The sequence below is a fragment of the Martinezella sp. CNPSo 3732 genome (assembly GCF_057784515.1).
Map to the genome: position 1 here is coordinate 191,782 of NZ_JBXSOO010000001.1, position 17,628 is coordinate 209,409.

Below are 17,628 nucleotides of genomic sequence, written 5' to 3' on the forward strand. Positions count from 1 at the left end.
TCAAAATAATTTACGTTGAATGTAAGATTTAAACTGAAGTTTTTATTATAGAATTTACATATACTTTAGTATCATAAGATATCTGCGAGATCTCGTAGAGTATTGTTATTTATATCAGCCTCAGATGGCGAAGCCGACAGGCGTAAGAGAGAACTAACCGAAATTCCGCTTCAAATAAATTCGCGCAATATGTTGTGTCCCGATGCGCCTCTTCTCCAGCAAGTTTTCGTATCCGCGCGCGGCGCAACAGCCGAGCGGATGAGCTTTCGCACACCCACCCCATGGAGCGCTCGGGATAAGGGGCGCTAAGCGTTTGATGGCTAAGTCAGGCGCAGATCCAGGCGCGGATGTAATTTTTTCAGGTTTGGCAAGGATTTCATCTGCCAGGGAATTTGCGAGGAGCCGCACACGGTAAGATGAACATCCGGATGCTTGCGTGCCTCTATCGTCAGTTTGGCAAGCAGGTTGATGCCCGACGAATTCAAGAATTGCAGACCGGTCAGATCGAAAGTCGCTTTGCCTCCGCCCCCATGAAGGATCGTCCTGGCCAGATCATAGACCGGTGCATAGGCATCGGGACCCGCCAGACGCATGGTTCCGTCAAAATATAAGGTGCTGCCTTCGGACCAGACGCGGAATGCTTCTTCTTTGATTTCCATAAAAGGCCTCTCGCTGGTTCACGCCGATGAAATCGCCATTGCGGCATAGGTTTGCAGCTTGATCCGCTTGCGCGGACCATCCTCGTCGAAATGCCAGGCCAATTGAACCTGGTAGTCGCTCATCAATGTCAACAGTCCTAACCCGGATGCATCGTCGCCGGCAAGAACGCTTGCCTCGATCTGTTCTATCAGGAGATCGCCGGGATCGCCGGCCGTAACCCTAAGCAATAATTGTTGGAAACGCTCAGTCGCTTCTCGGTCGATCAGGTTCATGATCCGCATCCTGAAATGATGGGCATCCCTCAGCGCTTCGATAAGGATCTCGCCAGAGGCGCGGAACTTGATGGAATTTTCGATGAGCTCATTGGTCAGATAACCGATGTCGTGCCGCACCGTCTTGTATTGGCGCTCGGAAGCGCGGAAATCGAGCGCCAACGTTTCCGCGATAAAGTCAGATGTCATGGCCGAATGGCGCCATGCCAGATGAAGCGGCCCGTCGAACAGGCGAATGCGAAGGGCATTGGTGCCGTCGAACGAAACCAGATGTTCCTCGCCGAAAATTGCTGTTGTCATCTCCTCACCTGTGCCGCATCACCACAAGGGTAATATCGTCATGGATCTTGTGGGTCCCGATGTAAGTCATCAAATCGTCGAGTATGCCCTCGACGACTTGTTCCGCAGTCCCGCCATGCAGACGGCGCGCATCCTCCAAAAGCCTGTCGAAGCCGAACAGTTCGCCCTTCGAATTCTCCGCTTCGGTGACACCATCGGTATGCAGGACTATCATGTCGCCTTTCTCGAAGGATACCTGCCGCGTATCGATAAAGGGAGCTATGTCGGGCTCGAGGCCGACTGGAAGACCGAGATCGCCTGTGTCTATCCGCTCCACCTTGCCGTCCTGGCGAATGATGATCATATCTTCGTGCTGACCGGATATGGTCAATCTCTCGCCGTCATAGTCGAGGAATGACAAGGTCAGATGCTTGTCCGTCCGGGTCCGTTCGATGTTCTTGAAGATTGCGCGGTTGAGATCGGTCAGGAATTTTGCCGGGTCCATCTCGCCTGCTTCCTGCAGGGCGCGGGCGATCGATTGCACCATCAGCATCAGCACGCCACTCTCCAGCCCGTGGCCGGTAACGTCGCCGATGCCGATCTTCAGGTTGTTTCCGTTCTGGAGAACATCATAGTAATCGCCGCCGACTTCGTCGGCCGGGCGCATATAGGCGGCGATCTCCAGATGCTTGATCGCCGTCAGCTCCTTGGCCCGCGGCAGGACCATGAGCTGGATCTGCCGGGCGACATTGAGCTCGGCACCCAGCCGCAGATTTTCGTTCTTCAATTGGCTGTTGAGGGTCGAAATCTCTTCCTTTGCCGCCTCGATCTCCTGGGTCCGATCCGAAACGAGCTTTTCGAGGTTTTCGGTGTGGAAGCTGATATCCTCCGCCATCCGGTTGAATGCGATACCGGCCTCCGCCACCTCGTCCCTGGTCGAGATGTCGACCCTGACCGAATAATCCTTCGCCTGTATGCGCTTGGCGGCGCTCGCCAGCGCGCTGATGCCGCTGGTGACGCGCTTCGAGGCCGCAAAGACCGCCGCGGTGACGATCATCAGGGACACAAGGACCGCCATGATCTGATAGAGCAGGATGCGGTTGGTTGCCCGCGATATCTCATCCTTGGCTGCGATGAGCGAGGCGTAGATCTCGCGTTCGGGCACCACGATCCCGAGCGACATGACCTCGCTCTTGACCGGTCCGTCCACCCAGAGATTGGTCGGGTGCAATTGCTTGACGACCGCGAGGTAGGGAACATCCTCTCCCTGTTGGCTGAGGGTGATATGCTGAATTACCCCGTCGGCATCGAGCGGCAGCTTGGTGATTGCCGTTTGCGTGCTGTTGCGCAAGGATCGATCGACGCCGGTGACGCCCTTGGCGGCAGCATCGTTGGCGGCACGCAAGCCGATGACCTTCTCGCCGACGGGATTGATCGCGACGACATTTCCATTCGACATGGCGAGGAAGCCGAAGCCGGTCTGGGCGACTTTCACATGTTCGACGATTTCGGCAAGTTGTGTGAGCGTGATATCGGCACCTGCCGCACCGGCTACTTGATGCCGATCCGGCGTCCAGAGCGGATGAAAAAAGCTGACGATCAGCTTGCCGGTGATAGCGTCGGTATAGGGCGCGGTCTGGGTGATGTAATCGGCAACGGGGCGGGATGACGGGTTGGAGGCCCATTGCTGCCAGGATTCGTATAGGCCGGGAAAGAAGAATGTCCAAAAATCGGAGCTGTTGTGTCCGGGATAGAGCCGGTCGAAGGTCTGGGCCTGTGTCGTATAGGGCGCAGTCCGAAAAATCGGACGCTCCCTAGGCCCGATATAATACATCTGCAGCTTCGACGCGCCATTGTGCAGCAATGAAGGGGCGACCAGATCAAGCACGGCGCTCCATTCTATGTCGGCTTGTACTTGCGGCAGGGGATGGTGATCCTTGTCCAGCAGGTAACCCCAGACGCTGATGACCGAGGGCGTGCCGGGCAGGTTCTGTGACCACTGGCCTGCCGGGTCGTAGGTCACCGTTACGGCGCCTGGTGACGCTCTGCTCATGGCAGCACCGACATCGACGCTCCTGGCCGGATTGTCGATTTGCCCCTGCAGGACGCCGGCCAGCGCCTTCACATCGGAATGGACCTGGTCGATCAGCAGCCCGACCTCTGCGGCGGTCGAATCCGCATAGGAGCGAATGTAATCCTGGCTCGCCTTCTCCAGGCCTTGTCCCACTTCCGTCGTGGCGTTGCGCGAAAGACGCTGGACGTTCCATAGCGCAAGCCCGCCGCTGACGAGCAGGTCGAAAAGAACGGCTCCCCCGACGACGAGTAGAAATTTGGCGCGAAACGAGCGCAGTCCGAGCCGTTGCTTGGCGATTGGCGCGTCTGTCATAGCGGTTTCTGTCCCGAAGAAGCCCAGATCGGCCAGCCGGCATAGCCTCTTGGATGGAGCGCGGCAAAAATATGATCGGCGAAACCTTGCTTGAATCGCTCGATGAATGCGGCCGAATCCCCTCTTCTAACAGCCATTTCATCCGCATAGACATTCTGCCATGCCGTGATGATGTCGGCGAAATCCTGGGGATCGCCGTCGAGATTGGTGACCATGAAGCTTTCCATCCGCACATCCTTGAAGCCGGCATCCAGCAGCATGCGGCGGCCCTTGGGACCCATTTCGACATCCATGTCGAAATGCGCGAATAGTTTCGCGACCTCGTTATAGGTCCATTGGATACTGTCGGCTCTAGGCTCGCCTAGGCAATGGGAGTTCTTCTCGTTAGTGATGTAGACCCTGCCGCCCGGCTTGCATATGCGATAGAGTTCGCGCAGCAGAACATCCGGACGGTCGAAGATCTGCAGAGAATGCCTGCACGTCACGAAATCGAACTGGTCGCTCTCGAACAGCATTTGGGATGCATCGCCATAGGTATATTCGATGTCCTGGACGTCGAAATCATCAGCGACCTTGCGGGCATATTCCAGGCTCGGCACGGAGTGATCGAGGGCAACGATCCGCGCCGGCTTGAAATCCTTTCGCAGCAGCATGGCGAAATCACCGATGCCGCAGCAGATGTCGGCGATATGCAAACCCTCGCGAAGGCCGTGCCGCGGCAATATCTCGCGCTCGTGCCGCCAGGTCATTTTCGTCTGGGTCCGCAGGATCGGGATGAAGCTCTGCTTCTCCACGAATGTCTGCCCGGGATAGAAGGCGGAATCGTAGATCTCGACGATGATGTTGGGCGACAGATCGCTCAAATGGCGAAACAGTCGCGATGCCCATGCAACGACGCTCGAAGCGACGACCGTCAGCTTGAGATCCGGCCTCGACCGAGTGGCATCGAGGAGCGCATGCGTCAGGGCACGGAACGCCGTATTGTTCATGTGGATGACGCGCTTCAGATTGATGTAGCAGACGCCATTCACCGTCTCGATGCCGTTGCGCAGTAGTGCGAGATCGTCGGCAAGCTCGGCAACCGAATGCGGTCTGAGGACTCCTGATAGGGAGAATTCCTGATTATTGGCATCGAATTGCGCCGTGAAACGGCTAGAGGAGGGTGTGTTCAATTGAGTAGCCTTTCGAGTGCGATATCCACTACGAAAGTCATCCTTCCTCCATCCTGACCGGATAGCTCGATATCGGCATCGTAATTGACGGCAAGACCAAGAAGGATCGCATGTTCGGCATGTGCGGCGTCATCGGTGATGACATGGAGATAGTTTGCAAGCGCCTGGCCGTCTCCGATGCGTTCGACGATCGCCTCATATGAATTGCGTTGTTCGGCCGAGCAGGGAAAGGTCAATTCGATCCGCTCGATCAAGCCATTTCGATAGAGGCGGCAGGTAAGAGTGCCGTCGCTTTCTCTGGTATGGAATGACATCTCGAAGAGTTCATTCAGGGCTGACGAAAGCAGGTTGGCATGGCGGATGGGATCGTGGCGATCGTGACTGACCATGCGGGCCACATAAGTGGCGGACTGGTCGCAATGCGACCAGTCCGCCACGAGTGTCGCCATCTCCATCTCCAGTTCAAGCAATGGCTCGAAAGCCGCGTCCACTTGCACCTCCTCCATGGTACCCCCTCGAGAAATTTCCGAATGAAATGCGCTTCGGAAACTCACGGGCTGGCGTGATATTCGTCGAATGTCGTGGCCGGCTGAGTGCGTGCACCCTGCCTTATGAAATCATCAAGCTTGTCGGCGCTGAGCGGAGGGCTGATGCTGTAGCCCTGCAGTCGATCGCAGCCTTCTTCCCGGAGCCAGGCCGCCTGCTGCTGCGTTTCGACGCCTTCTGCGGTCACCCGCATATCAAGGCCGTGGGCGAGGCCGATCACGGAGCGCACGATGGCTTGGCTTTTGCCGTCCTGTAAAAGATCTCTGATGAAGTAGCGATCGATCTTGATCGTATCGAAGGGAAAATTCTTGAGATAGCTGAGCGAGGAATATTCCGTGCCGAAGTCATCGAGGGAAATCTGGATGCCGAGCACGTTCAGCGTGTTCAGCGTGTCGAGATTGTTGATCGTCCGCTCCAGAAGCACGCCTTCGGTGATTTCCAGCTCCAGGCGATCTGCCGGAAATCCGACGATATCGAGCGTTTGAGAGACGCGATCGGTCAGGCCCGGCGTCAGGAACTCTGCCGGAGAAAGGTTGACTGCAAGCGTATAGTGCTCCGGCCACGCTAAGGCCTCGCGGCAAGCTTCTTCCAGCATCCATTGGCCGATTTCGCGCATGAGACCGTCGGCTTCGGCCATGGGAATGAAAGCGGCCGGCGGAATGATCCCGAGGGTCGGATGTCGCCAGCGCAGCAGCGCCTCGAAACCGACCACATTGGACGGAGGTTCCACCAGCGGCTGATATTCGATGAAGAACTCGTCGCGCTGTAGCGCAACGCGCAGGCTGCGCCGCAGCAGTTCCCTTTGTTCGACCACGATCAGCATGGCCGGATCGAACGTCCGTGCCCGCCGTCGTCCCTCTTTCTTGGCGGCATACAGGGCGACATCGGCAGCCTTCATCAGCTGTTCCCCCTCGTTGCCGTCGCGTGGCGCAATTGCAATGCCGACGCTCACGCCGACAAAAAGAGAGATACCGTTGACGGTGAACGGCTTCTTGAATTCGGTAACCAGCGCGTCTGCCAGCCGTTCCGCCTCGAAGGCACGCTGCGGTCCGACCTGGATGATGGCGAATTCATCGCCGGCGAGGCGGTAGACCGTTCCGCCCTGGCCGAGCGCTTCCTTGATTCTCTCGGCAGCGAGTTTCAGCACGATGTCGCCGGCACCGTGGCCGAGCGTGTCGTTGACGGGCTTGAAATCATCAAGATCGAGCTGCATCAGCGCCGGCCCAATCTTGCCGCTCGCCGGAAGCAGTTGCGCGAGCGCCGCACTGAATTGGCGGCGATTGGGCAATCCGGTCAATGCATCATGTGTTGCCTGATGGATGAGCCTTGCTTTTTCACTGTCTTCGGATGACAGGTTCCCATGCTGCCTTGCCCCGCTGGTTTCGACAATCAGAAGGCCCACTCGAATATATGAGACGAGAACGTTGCGTTTTCCTCGCCTCGGATCGTCGAGCGGGATCGTGCGAGGTTCACCCGTATCGATTACCCGACGAATGAGCTCGGCAAGCGCCGGTTTTGCAAGTGCCGGATAGGCCTCCCACAATGTCACCTCGTTCTGAGGCGCAAGAGCGATATGCTCTTTGAATCTCTTGGAGGAATCGAGCAGCTTAAGATCGAGATCCCAAAGCGAAACCACCGCCTCTAAACCGCTGTCGGATTCGGACTCATATGGAATTTGCTGCGACCGGTCCACTCGGTTCTCCGGCATATGGCCTCGTCCTCCCCAAGCCGGCCACACAAAATCCGGCCATTGTCCAGTTTGAGCTGGTCCGTTCGCATCGGAGCATTGCGCGTCAACAACCGCAGTCTCATCGCGCGTGGGCGCAAGTCATAACTTACCAGAACGCGACAGCCGCTTTAAGTGAATATATTACGAGATCTTCATATTTAGCAATGATTGCTAAGAGATATGCAGATTAAATCGACGGCGGCGACATTGTCTGTTGCATTCCGGGCGCTAGAAGATTGTATTCCCGGAGTGGAGGCCATGTGACGGTTGTAGTGATTCCACAGGGTGGTTTCGATTGCTCCATGGTCGATTCGTGGAGCGTGCCCGCCCTTCGTTTCTTTTCTGATCGGTGGTCGCTGTCCGCAGCTTCTACTGAAGTGTCCTGCTTTGCGGTTCCATCGCAAGGACCGGCAATTGCGCTTCGCGACCTCCTTGAACGGCAGGGTGGCTGCGAAGCCTTGCGGCCTTGCGGATCAGCAGCTCCTCATTGATGATCGCTTGCATGCTCGCAGTGAATTTACGCGGACTGAACTGTTCAGCATGTGCTTGTAGTGTTTCCGGGTGAAAGCGGTGCTGCATGGCCTCGAAATCGATCACGGCTTTGATCAGAGCATCGACGGACTGCTGGTCGAAGAGGATGCCGGTCACTCCCGGCGCGACCGTTTCCAGCGCGCCGCCACTTCCGTAAGCGATAACGGGCCGCCCGCTGGCCATCGCTTCCACCGGAACCATGCCAAAATCTTCCTCGCCGGGAAAGATCAGCGCACGGCAGCGCGCAAGCTTTTCCTTCAATATTGGAAACGGGGCACGGCCGAGGAAAGTGATCGAGGGACCGGCGATGCGTTTGAGCCCCTCCGCTTCGCTGCCTTCCCCGATGACGACCAGCTGGCGATTCATTCGGGTAAAAGCCTTCACCGCCAGATCGATCCGCTTGTAGGGAACCAGCTGGCCGGCGCAGAGATAAAAATCCTCGGTCGATGGCGCCGGCATGAAATCATCGACATTGACGGGGGGATAGACCACGGTCGCGGGCCGCCGATAATATTTGCCGATGCGGTCGCAGACATGATGCGAGTTGGCGACGAAGCGATCGACCCGCATGCTCGTATTGACGTCCCAGGAGCGCAGCATCGGCGCCAGCATGGGCAATAGGAGGCGGGATGCGAGGCCCGCATGGGATCGATAGAAATGATAGTGATCCCAAAGATAGCGCATGGGAGAATGGCAATAGCAGACATGCGTTGCCCCCGGTGGCGGGATGATGCCCTTGGCCGGGCCTGATTCGCTGGAAATGATCAGATCGTAGCCGGTAAGGTCGAAGCTCTCCAATGCGAAGGGCATCAGCGGCAAGAGCGATTGGTAGGTCTTGGCGGCACCCGGAATCCGCTGGAGGAAGGAGGTGAAAATCTTGTGTCTGCGGATCTTCTCGGAGACACGGCTTTCATCATAGACGAGAGTGAAGATATCGGCGTCCGGATACATGTCGCAGAGAGCCTCGACCACTTTTTCTCCGCCCCGCATCGACACCAGCCAATAATGCACGATTGCTACCCGCATTGCTCTTCCCTCCATGGGCCGAAACAACATTGGGCAGCCGGCAACTTTTGCGACAGGGCCTACATCGGTTCACTACGGCATACAAATGGCCGAAGGGAGTAACCAAAAGATTTAGCCGCCGGCGTGTGCCTGCACACAAGGATGTGCCCACCCGACCAAGAGACGACAGCTTCGGCTACCTCCCTGCCAGAAATGATAAGCCCTGTTGCTTCGGTAGGGGATTTACACGTTATGCGTTCAGCTGCTGATCTCGCTGTATGGCGTCTTTCCACGTGATGGCGCAAGCGATCAAGAAAGCGAGATTTCAGCTCATGTCCAGAGTGTGCGCTTCAGCTTACCATTCCATCTCCAGGCCGTCTCGGCTCATGGCACCCTGGTTGTTGGCGTTGCTTCTTTCCGGCGCGGTTATGCCCGGCATAGCGAATGCCGCGACCAATGATGTCTATCGCGTCGGGCCTCAGGCGCGGATCAAGGTCGCCATCGTCGAATGGATCGCTGCAACCGGCGAATACAAGGAATGGACGGCGCTGAACGGCGAGTATGTCATATCGCAATCGGGTTCGATCTCAATTCCGATGATCGGAGAAATGCAGGTCGGCGACAAGACCGTCGAAGACATCAGTGCCGATATAGGCGAGAAGCTGAAGCAGATCACCGGTCTGGCACTGGCACCGACTGCTTCGGTCGAGGTCGTCAAATATCCGATGATCTACGTGTCCGGCGCTGTCGAAAAGCCGAGCGAGCTGGAATTCAGGCCTGGCCTGACGGTGAAGCAGGCGATTGCCATGGCGGGCGGGCGCGAGCGCCGGTCCAGTCAGACCGGCGACTACTCGGAGGCGCAGCAGGTCAGCTATGCCGGCGAGATCAGTCGGATGGAGCTGCAGCTGAAACAGCTCGGCGCCCGACGGGCTCGACTGACGGCCGAGCTCAACGATCAGCCGGCGATCGTATTTCCGCCGGAGATAAAGGCCGCTCCCGAAGGATCAGCCGTCTGGCAGATCATGACGAGCGAAGTCGATCTGTTCAATGCCAGGGCGGATGCCTTGCGTCAGCAACTCGCCGCGGCGGCGGATCTGGAAGTGCTGTTGCGCAACGAAATCAACATCCTCGATGAGAAAATGTCGTCGCAGGACGAGCAGGTGAAGATCGCGCAGGACGAGTTGAGCGATATTTCCAAGCTGGTCGACACGAAAATCCTGACCACCTCGCGAAAGACCTCGCTGGAGCGGATCGTCGCCGAGATGCAGGCAGGCAAGCTGGATCTTGTCGTTGCTTCGATGCAGGCAAAGCAGAAGCTGAGCGAGACAGAGCGCGACGCGCTCAATCTCAAGGGTCAACGCAAGACCGATGCCGGCCAACTGCTGCAGACTACCGAGACCGAAATCGAGGATACGAAACTAAAACGAAACACGACGCTGCAACTGCTGCAGCTTTCAGGGGCTTCGCTTTCGAGAAGTCAGAGCATGAAGGCGCTCGATCTTCAGCCGATGGAATACTGGATCACCCGCAACGGCGACGAGGCCAATGCGATCAAGGCATCGGAAGCGACTGCGCTGCAGCCGGGGGATGTTCTGGATGTGCGCTACAACATTTCCGGAAGCCTGGACGGCACAGCGCTTTCGTCTGCCGATACCGGCCAGTCTCAATAGTGATAAGTGAGCAATGTGGGGCGACAATCATGGCAATTCACGAGATCCGTAAGGGCTTGCGCAGCATTCCTTCGAGCGCCAAAGGTACAGGGGGCAGCGAATATATCTCCTTTCGTGACGTGTGGCGTTTCCTGCAGCGCCACTGGATGATCTTCGCACTGTTTACGGGGGCAGGTCTCGGCATCGGCGGCTTCTATATGGCGACGACCCAGCCGGTCTATTTGGCGACCACGCGGCTCGTCATGGATCCCGACCAGGGGCGCATCGTCTCGCAGGATGCCTTCACCGGAACGGTCATCATCGAGGCGGCGGAAATTGCGAGCCAGGTTGAGATCGTCAAATCCGAGGCGATTGCGCGCGCGGTCGTGCAGAAACTCAATCTCACAGAAGATCCGGAGATTGTAGGCGGCATGTCCTGGCAGGCTACGCTGCATGACAAGCTGCGTGCAATCTTCAGTTTTTTCAAGCATGGCGATGATGGCAGCGCGAAAGCGGAAACCACAGAAGATGACCTCATGCGCCGCACCATGGCCTCCTTCCTCTCCAGGGTCGAGGTTACGCGCGTTGGCCAGTCCTACATCCTTGAGATCGGATATAGTTCCGTCGACCCGCAAAAGGCGGCTCTGGCGGCGAATGCGATCGCAGAGGCCTATATCAGCACCGGCCTGTCGGAAAGGGCTTCCGCAGCGCAAAGTGGTGCCAGATGGCTGGAGACACGTTTGATCGAAGTCGGACGGCAGGCTCGCGAAGCAGCGATGAACGTCGAGGAGTTCCGTGCCAAAAACGGCATCATGGAGATCAGCACGTCGTCCTCCCTCGATCAGCAGCAACTATCGGAGATCAGCAGTCAGGCAGTTGCAGCCAAGGCACAAACGGCGGCAGAATCGGCCAAGCTTGCGACGCTCAACCAACTGATGTCAGGGGGTAAGGTCGAAGGCGACGTCGACGAGACGATGAACAATCCGCGCATACAGAAATTGCAGGAGGATCTCGGAGCTGCGACAATCAAATTGAACAATCTTACCGGAAGATATGATGCCGATAATCCAGCTATCATTGCCGCGCAGCAGGAAATCGCTCGGATAAAGGGAGATATGCGCAAGGAATTCGAGCGTATCCAGGCAGTCTACAAGGTAAATCTCGAAGTCGCCCAAACCCGCGAAAAGCTGCTCAGCGACGAATTGGCGTCGCTCAAAGACGCCGGAACGGACAAGAATCTGGCAAGGGTGGAGCTGTCGGAGATGGAAAGCCGCGCCACCACATACCGGCGGATGTATGAAAGCATCCTGCAGCAGCTGATTGGTGCACTGCAAAAGGAATCGTTTCCGCTTGGCAATGTTCGTGTCGTGACGGCGGCCGCCGTGCCGCTGGCAAAGACCTGGCCGAAGTCCTCTTTCGTCCTGCCGTTCACGGCCATGCTCGGCCTTGCAGCCGGTGTCATGGCTGCACTTTTACGGGATGGCCTGGATCGCCGCGTCAGCTCCAGTGAAAAGCTGCGGCGGGAATTGGGAATCAGTTCTCTCGGCCACGTGCCCGTCTACATGAGCCCGTCCTTCCTGCCGGGAAGCATGGCCGCCGCCAACGCCGGCTGGCGACGAACGATGCTGCCGTTGAGATCCGTGCTCGATACGCCCTATTCGCAATTTTCCGAGGCCTTGCGTGGTGTTAAGCACTCGATCGATTCCGCTTTTCCGCCGAGCGCACCCATGGTGATCGGCATCACCTCTGTCGGTACCGGCGAAGGCAAGACCACGATCGCAACCAATCTCGCACAGCTCTACCAGCATGAAGGTGCATCCGTTGTGCTCGTCGACGCCGATTTTCTGAATGCGAGACTGAGCTGCGTGGTGACCGAAGCCGGCACGGATTTCGGCATGGAGGCACTGAGCATCAACGATGTGCCGCGCCGCTATGCCGTCGCCCATGAAGGCGGCCTGCTTGTCGCGAAGTCCGAGCATGAGCCCGAGGCGGAGGTCATGCAGGCCCATGGCGGTGTCCCGGTCGTCACCGTCGACGAGACCGAAAAATCCGTTACCGCTTTTCAGCGCTACGGGCATCTGCCCGCACTGAAGGCTGAGATCGACTTGTTGCGCCGGCGATACAAGGTCGTCATCGTCGATATGTCTGCTTTCGAGGATTCTGCCGATACCCGCGTCATCTGCACCTATCTCGAGGGCATTGTCGTCGTCGTCGGGCAGACGAACAAGATGACGGTGGAGAGACTGTCGGACGCGCTGGCAAGCTTCGGCACGACAACGATCAATATCCTCGGCATCATCGCCAATCGCAGCCATGAGAGGCGCCACCACCAGAATAATCGCCTTTGGCGCCGCAGGCAGGATCGTCGCCACGTGCGTGCATCCGCAAGGCGGCTGACCGGCAGCGTAACGGGTCGCCCCTTGAAGATTACGCTTGGTATCGCAAGTTCCGGCCGCCGCGATATCCTGTCGTCCATCCTCCCCCATGTTGCCAGCCAAACCCGGAAGCCGGACGAGATCGTCGTCTGCCTTTCCTCGCCGGAAGACATCGATCCGAGTTGCCTCAGAAATCTCGACATTCCGGTGCGGGTGCTTATCAGCGAGCGCGGGCTCTGCCGTCAGCGCAATCGCATCCTCGACAGCGTTCAGGACGCGGATATCGTCCTTTTCCTCGATGATGATTTTCTGATGACGCCTGCCTATATCGAGGAAACGGAACGGCTGTTTCAGCTGCAGCCGGATGTTGCCCTGTGCACCGGCACCGTCTTGGCCGATGGCATTACCGGGCCGGGCATATCCGTTCGTGATGGCTTACGCTTGGTCGGTGCGAGCCGCAGGCGCCGCTCCGAGCCCTCGATGCAAATCCGATCTGTTTACAATGCCTATGGCTGCAACATGGCGATCCGCATGGCCATCGTCAAAGCGGCGGCCCTGCGTTTCGACGAGAACCTGCCCTTCTATGGTTGGCTCGAGGATGTCGATTTCAGCAGGCTCGTGGCCCATTATGGCCAGGTCGTCAGCGTCAAGCAGCTCGAAGGCGTTCATCTCGGCACGAAAGGTGGCCGATCGGGCGGTGTGCGTCTCGGCTATTCGCAAATAGCCAACCCGCTGTATCTCATGCGCAAGCGCACGATGAGCGTGCCGCAGGCAACGTTGCAGGTCGGCCGCAATCTTGCAGCCAACCTCGTCAAGGTCTGGCGGCCTGAGCCTTGGGTTGACCGCAAGGGCCGCCTCAAGGGCAATGTCATCGCGCTTCGTGATCTGCTCAAGGGCAGGCTGGCGCCGCAGAACATCGAAGCGCTGGAATAGTCCCGTGGTGCGCTCATCCGGCCTCGATCGTGTTGTCGTCATCAACGACCGCTCCGCCAAGATAGGCGGAGCGTCGAATCTGGCGATACTCTCTGCCACTTTGCTGCAGGAAGCCGGGGTCGCCGTGACCTACTTCGCCGGCGATAGCGCCGGCTCCGAACGGCCGGCGGCCGATACCGTCAACCTGGCAGCAAAGCCGCTAATGCAGCAGCCGCGTCTGAGCGCACTTGCCAGCGGCCTTTACAGCCGTCAGGCCTATGACGGCCTGAGTGCTCTCATATCGCGCGTCGATACCAGGGGCACCATCTATCATGTCCACGGCTGGTCGAAGATCCTATCGCCGTCGATTTTCCGTGCCTTATGGCCGGTTCGGGATCGAGTCGTCCTGCACGCTCATGACTATTTCCTCTCCTGTCCAAATGGAGGATTTGCCAATTACCGCAGAAGCCAGGTTTGCCCTCTGACGCCGATGTCGCTCGGCTGCCTGGCGACAAACTGCGACAAGCGCGGCTATCATGAGAAGATCTGGAGATCGGCCCGCCATATGATGAGGGAGCATTATTATCCCATCCAGAAATTTGCCGCCAATATCATCGTCGTGCATCAACGTATGCGCGAATATTTCGCCCGCGGGCAGATGGACATGGGCAACATCGAAACAATTCGCAATCCGGTCGAGCCTTTCCTTGATCATCCTGCCGAGCCCTGGAAGAAGCGCGACTTCTTCTTTGTTGGTCGGCTGGAGCCGGAAAAGGGATTTGAAGATGCTGCGATTGCGGCGCGGCTTGCCGGTGGAAAGCTGCAGATCATAGGCGATGGTGCCGGCCGCCTTCGCCTGGAGCGGGACTTTCCGGAAGTCGTCATTCATGGCTGGAAGTCCAAGAGTGAGATGCGGAACATCCTTTGCGACGCGCGCGCGCTCGTCGTTTCCTCCCGGGTGCCGGAGCCTTTCGGACTGGCGGCGCTCGAGGCCGTGACGAGCGGCATCCCGGTGATCTTGCCGGATACTGCGCTTCTCGGCGACGAACTTGCGACGCTCGGATGCGGGCTGACCTTTCAGGGCGGCAAGGTGGAAACGCTTGCAAGCGGAATGCGCCGGCTTGCCAGCGACGACATACTGCTTCGACTGATGAGCGTGAATTGCCTCCGCCGGTCAGGCGAGCTGGCGCACACACCGGTTTCATGGTGCGACGCATTGCTTAACCTGTACGATCGTGTTCTCGACCGTGCAAACGCCGCCAGGATGGATTTGCGATCGACCTTGAACGACGACTTTTCAGCCGCCCATCGACTGATCGACGAAGCAAGCTGAGGCTTGTGGGTAGCTCTGTGCCCGGCGTCCTACGCCAATGGGACTAACCCAATGTCCGCAGGGTCAATTGTCAAGGATTGGGGCAGCTGGCAGCCTTTGAAGGAAGCATGATAGTGGTGAGGGGTCCGGAAGATGTTATCGACTTTTGACAGCATTGCCCATCGCGAGCGATCTCGCCGCGAGGCGAAGCGGGCGGAACGGCGGGGACGCGCCAAGCGTATTGTCGACCTTGTTCTTTCTGGGCTCGGGCTGTTGTTTCTGGCGCCGGCGCTGCTTGTCATCGCAATTGCATTGCTTCTGGTCGACGGCCGGCCGGTCATCTATCGCCATACGCGCGTCGGCCGCGATGGACGCCCGTTCGACTGTCTGAAATTCCGGACGATGCGCAAGGATGCCGATCGGCAGCTGGCGGAGCTGCTGGCCCGTGACGAGACGCGGAAGCAGGAGTGGCTATCGACACAGAAGCTGACGAACGACCCTCGCGTGCACTGGCTCGGGAAATACCTGCGCATGAGCAGCGCCGACGAACTACCACAATTGGTGAACGTTCAGCGGGGTGACATGAGCATGGTCGGACCTCGACCTGTCGTTGCCGCGGAGCTCGATCGCTATGGAGCCAATCTCTATTGTTATCTGGGGCTGCGGCCGGGGATCACAGGCCTCTGGCAGGTCAACCGTCATGCCGACACCACTTACGAGGAGCGTATCCAGTTCGATCTGGATTACTTCCACAGCCGTTCCTTGCGCACCGATTTTGCAATTCTCGTAAAAACGGTCGGCGTCGTGCTGCTCGCACGCAACGAGAAAGAACGTCTCACCAAATGAAAAAAGCGGCTACGGCAATCCAGACGAGAAGGCAGAAGATCACCAGAATCCAACGAAGCAAAAGTTTCTGGCGCAATCCACCTGGCTGTCCCGAGGCGATGCGATCATGGTTTTCGTCTTTCATAAGCGGCTCTGCGTGGTGTTTCATGACGATTGCCGGCAAGCCCCTCTTCTATTACCGAGAATTTCGATCGGACCCTGACGTTCAGGGTAATAATTTCTCTGATACAAAATCGAATAATTCCGGCGCACCCCGCTTGCAGGCAGCGCTTCATTGCACGGAATCATGTCCTGAATGGGAACACTATAGACTTTATCTGGTGCAAAGCTGGAAACAATTGTGGATTATTATGTTACATTTCAATGGGATTTCGCAACCGGGCGATGCGAAAGCCGCCTTTGCTCGCATTTACTTGCCGCGACGGTGCGCTGATGGATAACTTTCCGCTTCGCCCCAAGCGTGCCGTCTGGACGAGCCTGCGTTACTGGCTGCGCGCCCGCATGCCCGCGATCATCGGCGACGGAGCCTCGACGCTCGTTTCGAAAGTCGTATCTCAGCTCGTCCAGCTTCTCATATTTCTCGTCGCTGCCCGCGTGCTGGAATCGGCCGAATTCGGTCTCTATGCGTTCAGTTCCGCCATTGTCGTCATGCTCGTCGTGATCTCAGAGGGCGGATGGGGTGAGTTCGTCATGAAGGCCGAGTGTACGGATCTCGAGCTCGACCAGATCGGCACGCTTTCGATCGTCGCCGGCGTGCTCGTGACCATCGTCGGCCTGCTTGCTGCCGCCATTGCCTGGCTCCTTTTCGGCAGGCCGCATGAAGCGCTTCTCCTCGTTCTTTTCAGCTGCTGGTTTCTGCCATCGTCTCTTTACGCGGTTTACGATGGGCTGCTGGTCGCACGTGGCTTGTTGCGCAAGCAGGCCGCCATCCGGATAGCAAGCGAAATTGCCGGGCTCTGCGTTACAATGCTGGGGCTGTGGCTCGGCTGGAATGTGTTTTCGCTCGCGGCCGGCCGGCTCATTTCGCAGCTCGTTTGTCTTGCCGGCTCGGCAGCCGTGCTTGCCTGGCGTCCCAAGCTGCATCTCACCTGGCCTTTCGCGCGCGAGGTTCTCGAGTTTTCGAGCCATATCCTGTCGAATCGGCTGATCCTCTTTCTGCGATCCTATTCCGGAACGCTTGCGATCGGCAGCTTTCTGGGCCTTGCGGAGGCAGGCTATTATCGGGTCGCGGAACGCATCGTCGCGGCATTTTCCGAACTCATCGGCGAACCCGCGCGAATGCTGGCCTGGACCTTGTTTCGCCGCGCAGCGATCGTGATCGGGGTGGACGGAAGACAGGTTCGCGACGCCGGACCTTCTGCAACGATCTTCATGACGGTTCTCATGGCAATCTCCACGCCGATCTATCTCGGCCTTTCGTTGATATCGTCCGAATTGATCGACATCGTACTCGGCGAAAAATGGGCGCCAGCGGCGATTCTGGTCGCGATCCTGTCGCTGAAACAGATCCTGTTGATGCCGGGCTACGTCACCGAAGCCCTGCTATCCCTGTCGGACAATATCAGGCGCATGCCTCCCACCCTGCTGTTGAATGCCGTGGTCTCCGTCTCCCTGATCCTGCTTCTTGCGCCTTTCGGCGTGGTCGCTGCCGCCTGGGGACAGTGCTTGGCGTCGCTGATCTCCTTTTTGACATCGATGCATCTGCAAAAGAATTATGGCGGCCTTCGGTGGGGGCGTGTGCTGCGAAAGAGCGGTTATCTTGCCGTTGCCGTCGCGTTGATGGCGTCAGCGGTTTACGGGCTCGGCTATTTCGCCGGATCGCTCAGCATGCAGCGAGTGCTGACCGTATTGCTGCAGGTGATCTCGGGTGGGGCAATCTATGTCTGCACGCTACTTGCTCTGGAGAAGATGAGCGGAGGTGCGGTTTCGATTCTATCGGGCAGGCGATAATCCA

At 57.9% G+C, this 17,628-nt stretch carries 13 protein-coding genes; 5 read left to right on the forward strand and 8 right to left on the reverse strand.

Annotated features, from left to right (window positions below; genetic code table 11):
* Window positions 1-320: 320 nt before the first annotated feature.
* The 7 genes from AC13RM_RS00850 to AC13RM_RS00880 form a co-directional block, all read right to left on the reverse strand.
* The gene (locus AC13RM_RS00850; protein WP_069615114.1) at window positions 321-659 is read right to left on the reverse strand and encodes a slr1659 superfamily regulator; all 339 of its coding nucleotides are present in this window, start codon (window positions 657-659) and stop codon (window positions 321-323) included.
* A gap of 18 nt (window positions 660-677) precedes the next feature.
* The gene (locus AC13RM_RS00855; protein ID WP_374816787.1) at window positions 678-1,232 is read right to left on the reverse strand and encodes a slr1658 superfamily regulator; all 555 of its coding nucleotides are present in this window, start codon (window positions 1,230-1,232) and stop codon (window positions 678-680) included.
* 4 nt (window positions 1,233-1,236) lie between these two features.
* On the reverse strand, window positions 1,237-3,597 hold the full coding sequence (locus AC13RM_RS00860; RefSeq protein WP_374816786.1) for a SpoIIE family protein phosphatase: 2,361 nt from the start codon (window positions 3,595-3,597) through the stop codon (window positions 1,237-1,239).
* Window positions 3,594-4,769, reverse strand: coding sequence for a methyltransferase domain-containing protein (locus AC13RM_RS00865; protein ID WP_374816785.1), 1,176 nt, complete (start codon window positions 4,767-4,769; stop codon window positions 3,594-3,596). Before AC13RM_RS00865 ends, AC13RM_RS00860 begins: the two co-directional genes overlap by 4 nt.
* The gene (locus AC13RM_RS00870; protein ID WP_374816784.1) at window positions 4,766-5,275 is read right to left on the reverse strand and encodes a ubiquinone biosynthesis methyltransferase UbiE; all 510 of its coding nucleotides are present in this window, start codon (window positions 5,273-5,275) and stop codon (window positions 4,766-4,768) included. The genes AC13RM_RS00865 and AC13RM_RS00870 overlap by 4 nt, the downstream gene beginning before the upstream one ends.
* A gap of 44 nt (window positions 5,276-5,319) precedes the next feature.
* A complete protein-coding gene (locus AC13RM_RS00875; RefSeq protein ID WP_374816783.1) occupies window positions 5,320-7,023 on the reverse strand; it encodes a putative bifunctional diguanylate cyclase/phosphodiesterase in 1,704 nt (567 codons plus the stop codon).
* Between the two features lie 390 nt (window positions 7,024-7,413).
* Window positions 7,414-8,601 carry a glycosyltransferase gene (locus tag AC13RM_RS00880; RefSeq protein WP_285176610.1) on the reverse strand — a complete coding sequence of 396 codons (1,188 nt, stop codon included), beginning with the start codon at window positions 8,599-8,601 and terminating at the stop codon, window positions 7,414-7,416.
* 365 nt (window positions 8,602-8,966) lie between these two features.
* Between AC13RM_RS00880 and AC13RM_RS00885 the strand changes: the two genes are divergently transcribed.
* The 4 genes from AC13RM_RS00885 to AC13RM_RS00900 all read left to right on the forward strand — a co-directional run bounded on the left by AC13RM_RS00885 (window position 8,967) and on the right by AC13RM_RS00900 (window position 15,674).
* Window positions 8,967-10,250: a polysaccharide biosynthesis/export family protein gene (locus AC13RM_RS00885; protein ID WP_374816782.1), complete on the forward strand. Its 1,284-nt coding sequence runs from the start codon at window positions 8,967-8,969 to the stop codon at window positions 10,248-10,250.
* Window positions 10,251-10,279: 29 nt separating this feature from the next.
* The gene (locus AC13RM_RS00890) at window positions 10,280-13,537 is read left to right on the forward strand and encodes a nucleotide-binding protein (RefSeq protein ID WP_374816781.1); all 3,258 of its coding nucleotides are present in this window, start codon (window positions 10,280-10,282) and stop codon (window positions 13,535-13,537) included.
* Between the two features lie 4 nt (window positions 13,538-13,541).
* Entirely contained in the window at window positions 13,542-14,849 is a 1,308-nt protein-coding gene (locus AC13RM_RS00895; protein ID WP_440477658.1) for a glycosyltransferase family 4 protein, read from the forward strand.
* Window positions 14,850-14,981: 132 nt separating this feature from the next.
* Window positions 14,982-15,674 carry a sugar transferase gene (locus AC13RM_RS00900; protein WP_440477657.1) on the forward strand — a complete coding sequence of 231 codons (693 nt, stop codon included), beginning with the start codon at window positions 14,982-14,984 and terminating at the stop codon, window positions 15,672-15,674.
* On the opposite strand, the gene AC13RM_RS00905 is transcribed toward AC13RM_RS00900, so the two are convergent.
* Entirely contained in the window at window positions 15,664-15,837 is a 174-nt protein-coding gene (locus tag AC13RM_RS00905) for a hypothetical protein (RefSeq protein WP_162738075.1), read from the reverse strand. The two genes, AC13RM_RS00900 and AC13RM_RS00905, sit on opposite strands and share 11 nt — an antisense overlap.
* Window positions 15,838-16,106: 269 nt before the next feature.
* Between AC13RM_RS00905 and AC13RM_RS00910 the strand changes: the two genes are divergently transcribed.
* On the forward strand, window positions 16,107-17,624 hold the full coding sequence (locus tag AC13RM_RS00910; protein WP_440477656.1) for an oligosaccharide flippase family protein: 1,518 nt from the start codon (window positions 16,107-16,109) through the stop codon (window positions 17,622-17,624).
* Window positions 17,625-17,628: the final 4 nt, after the last annotated feature.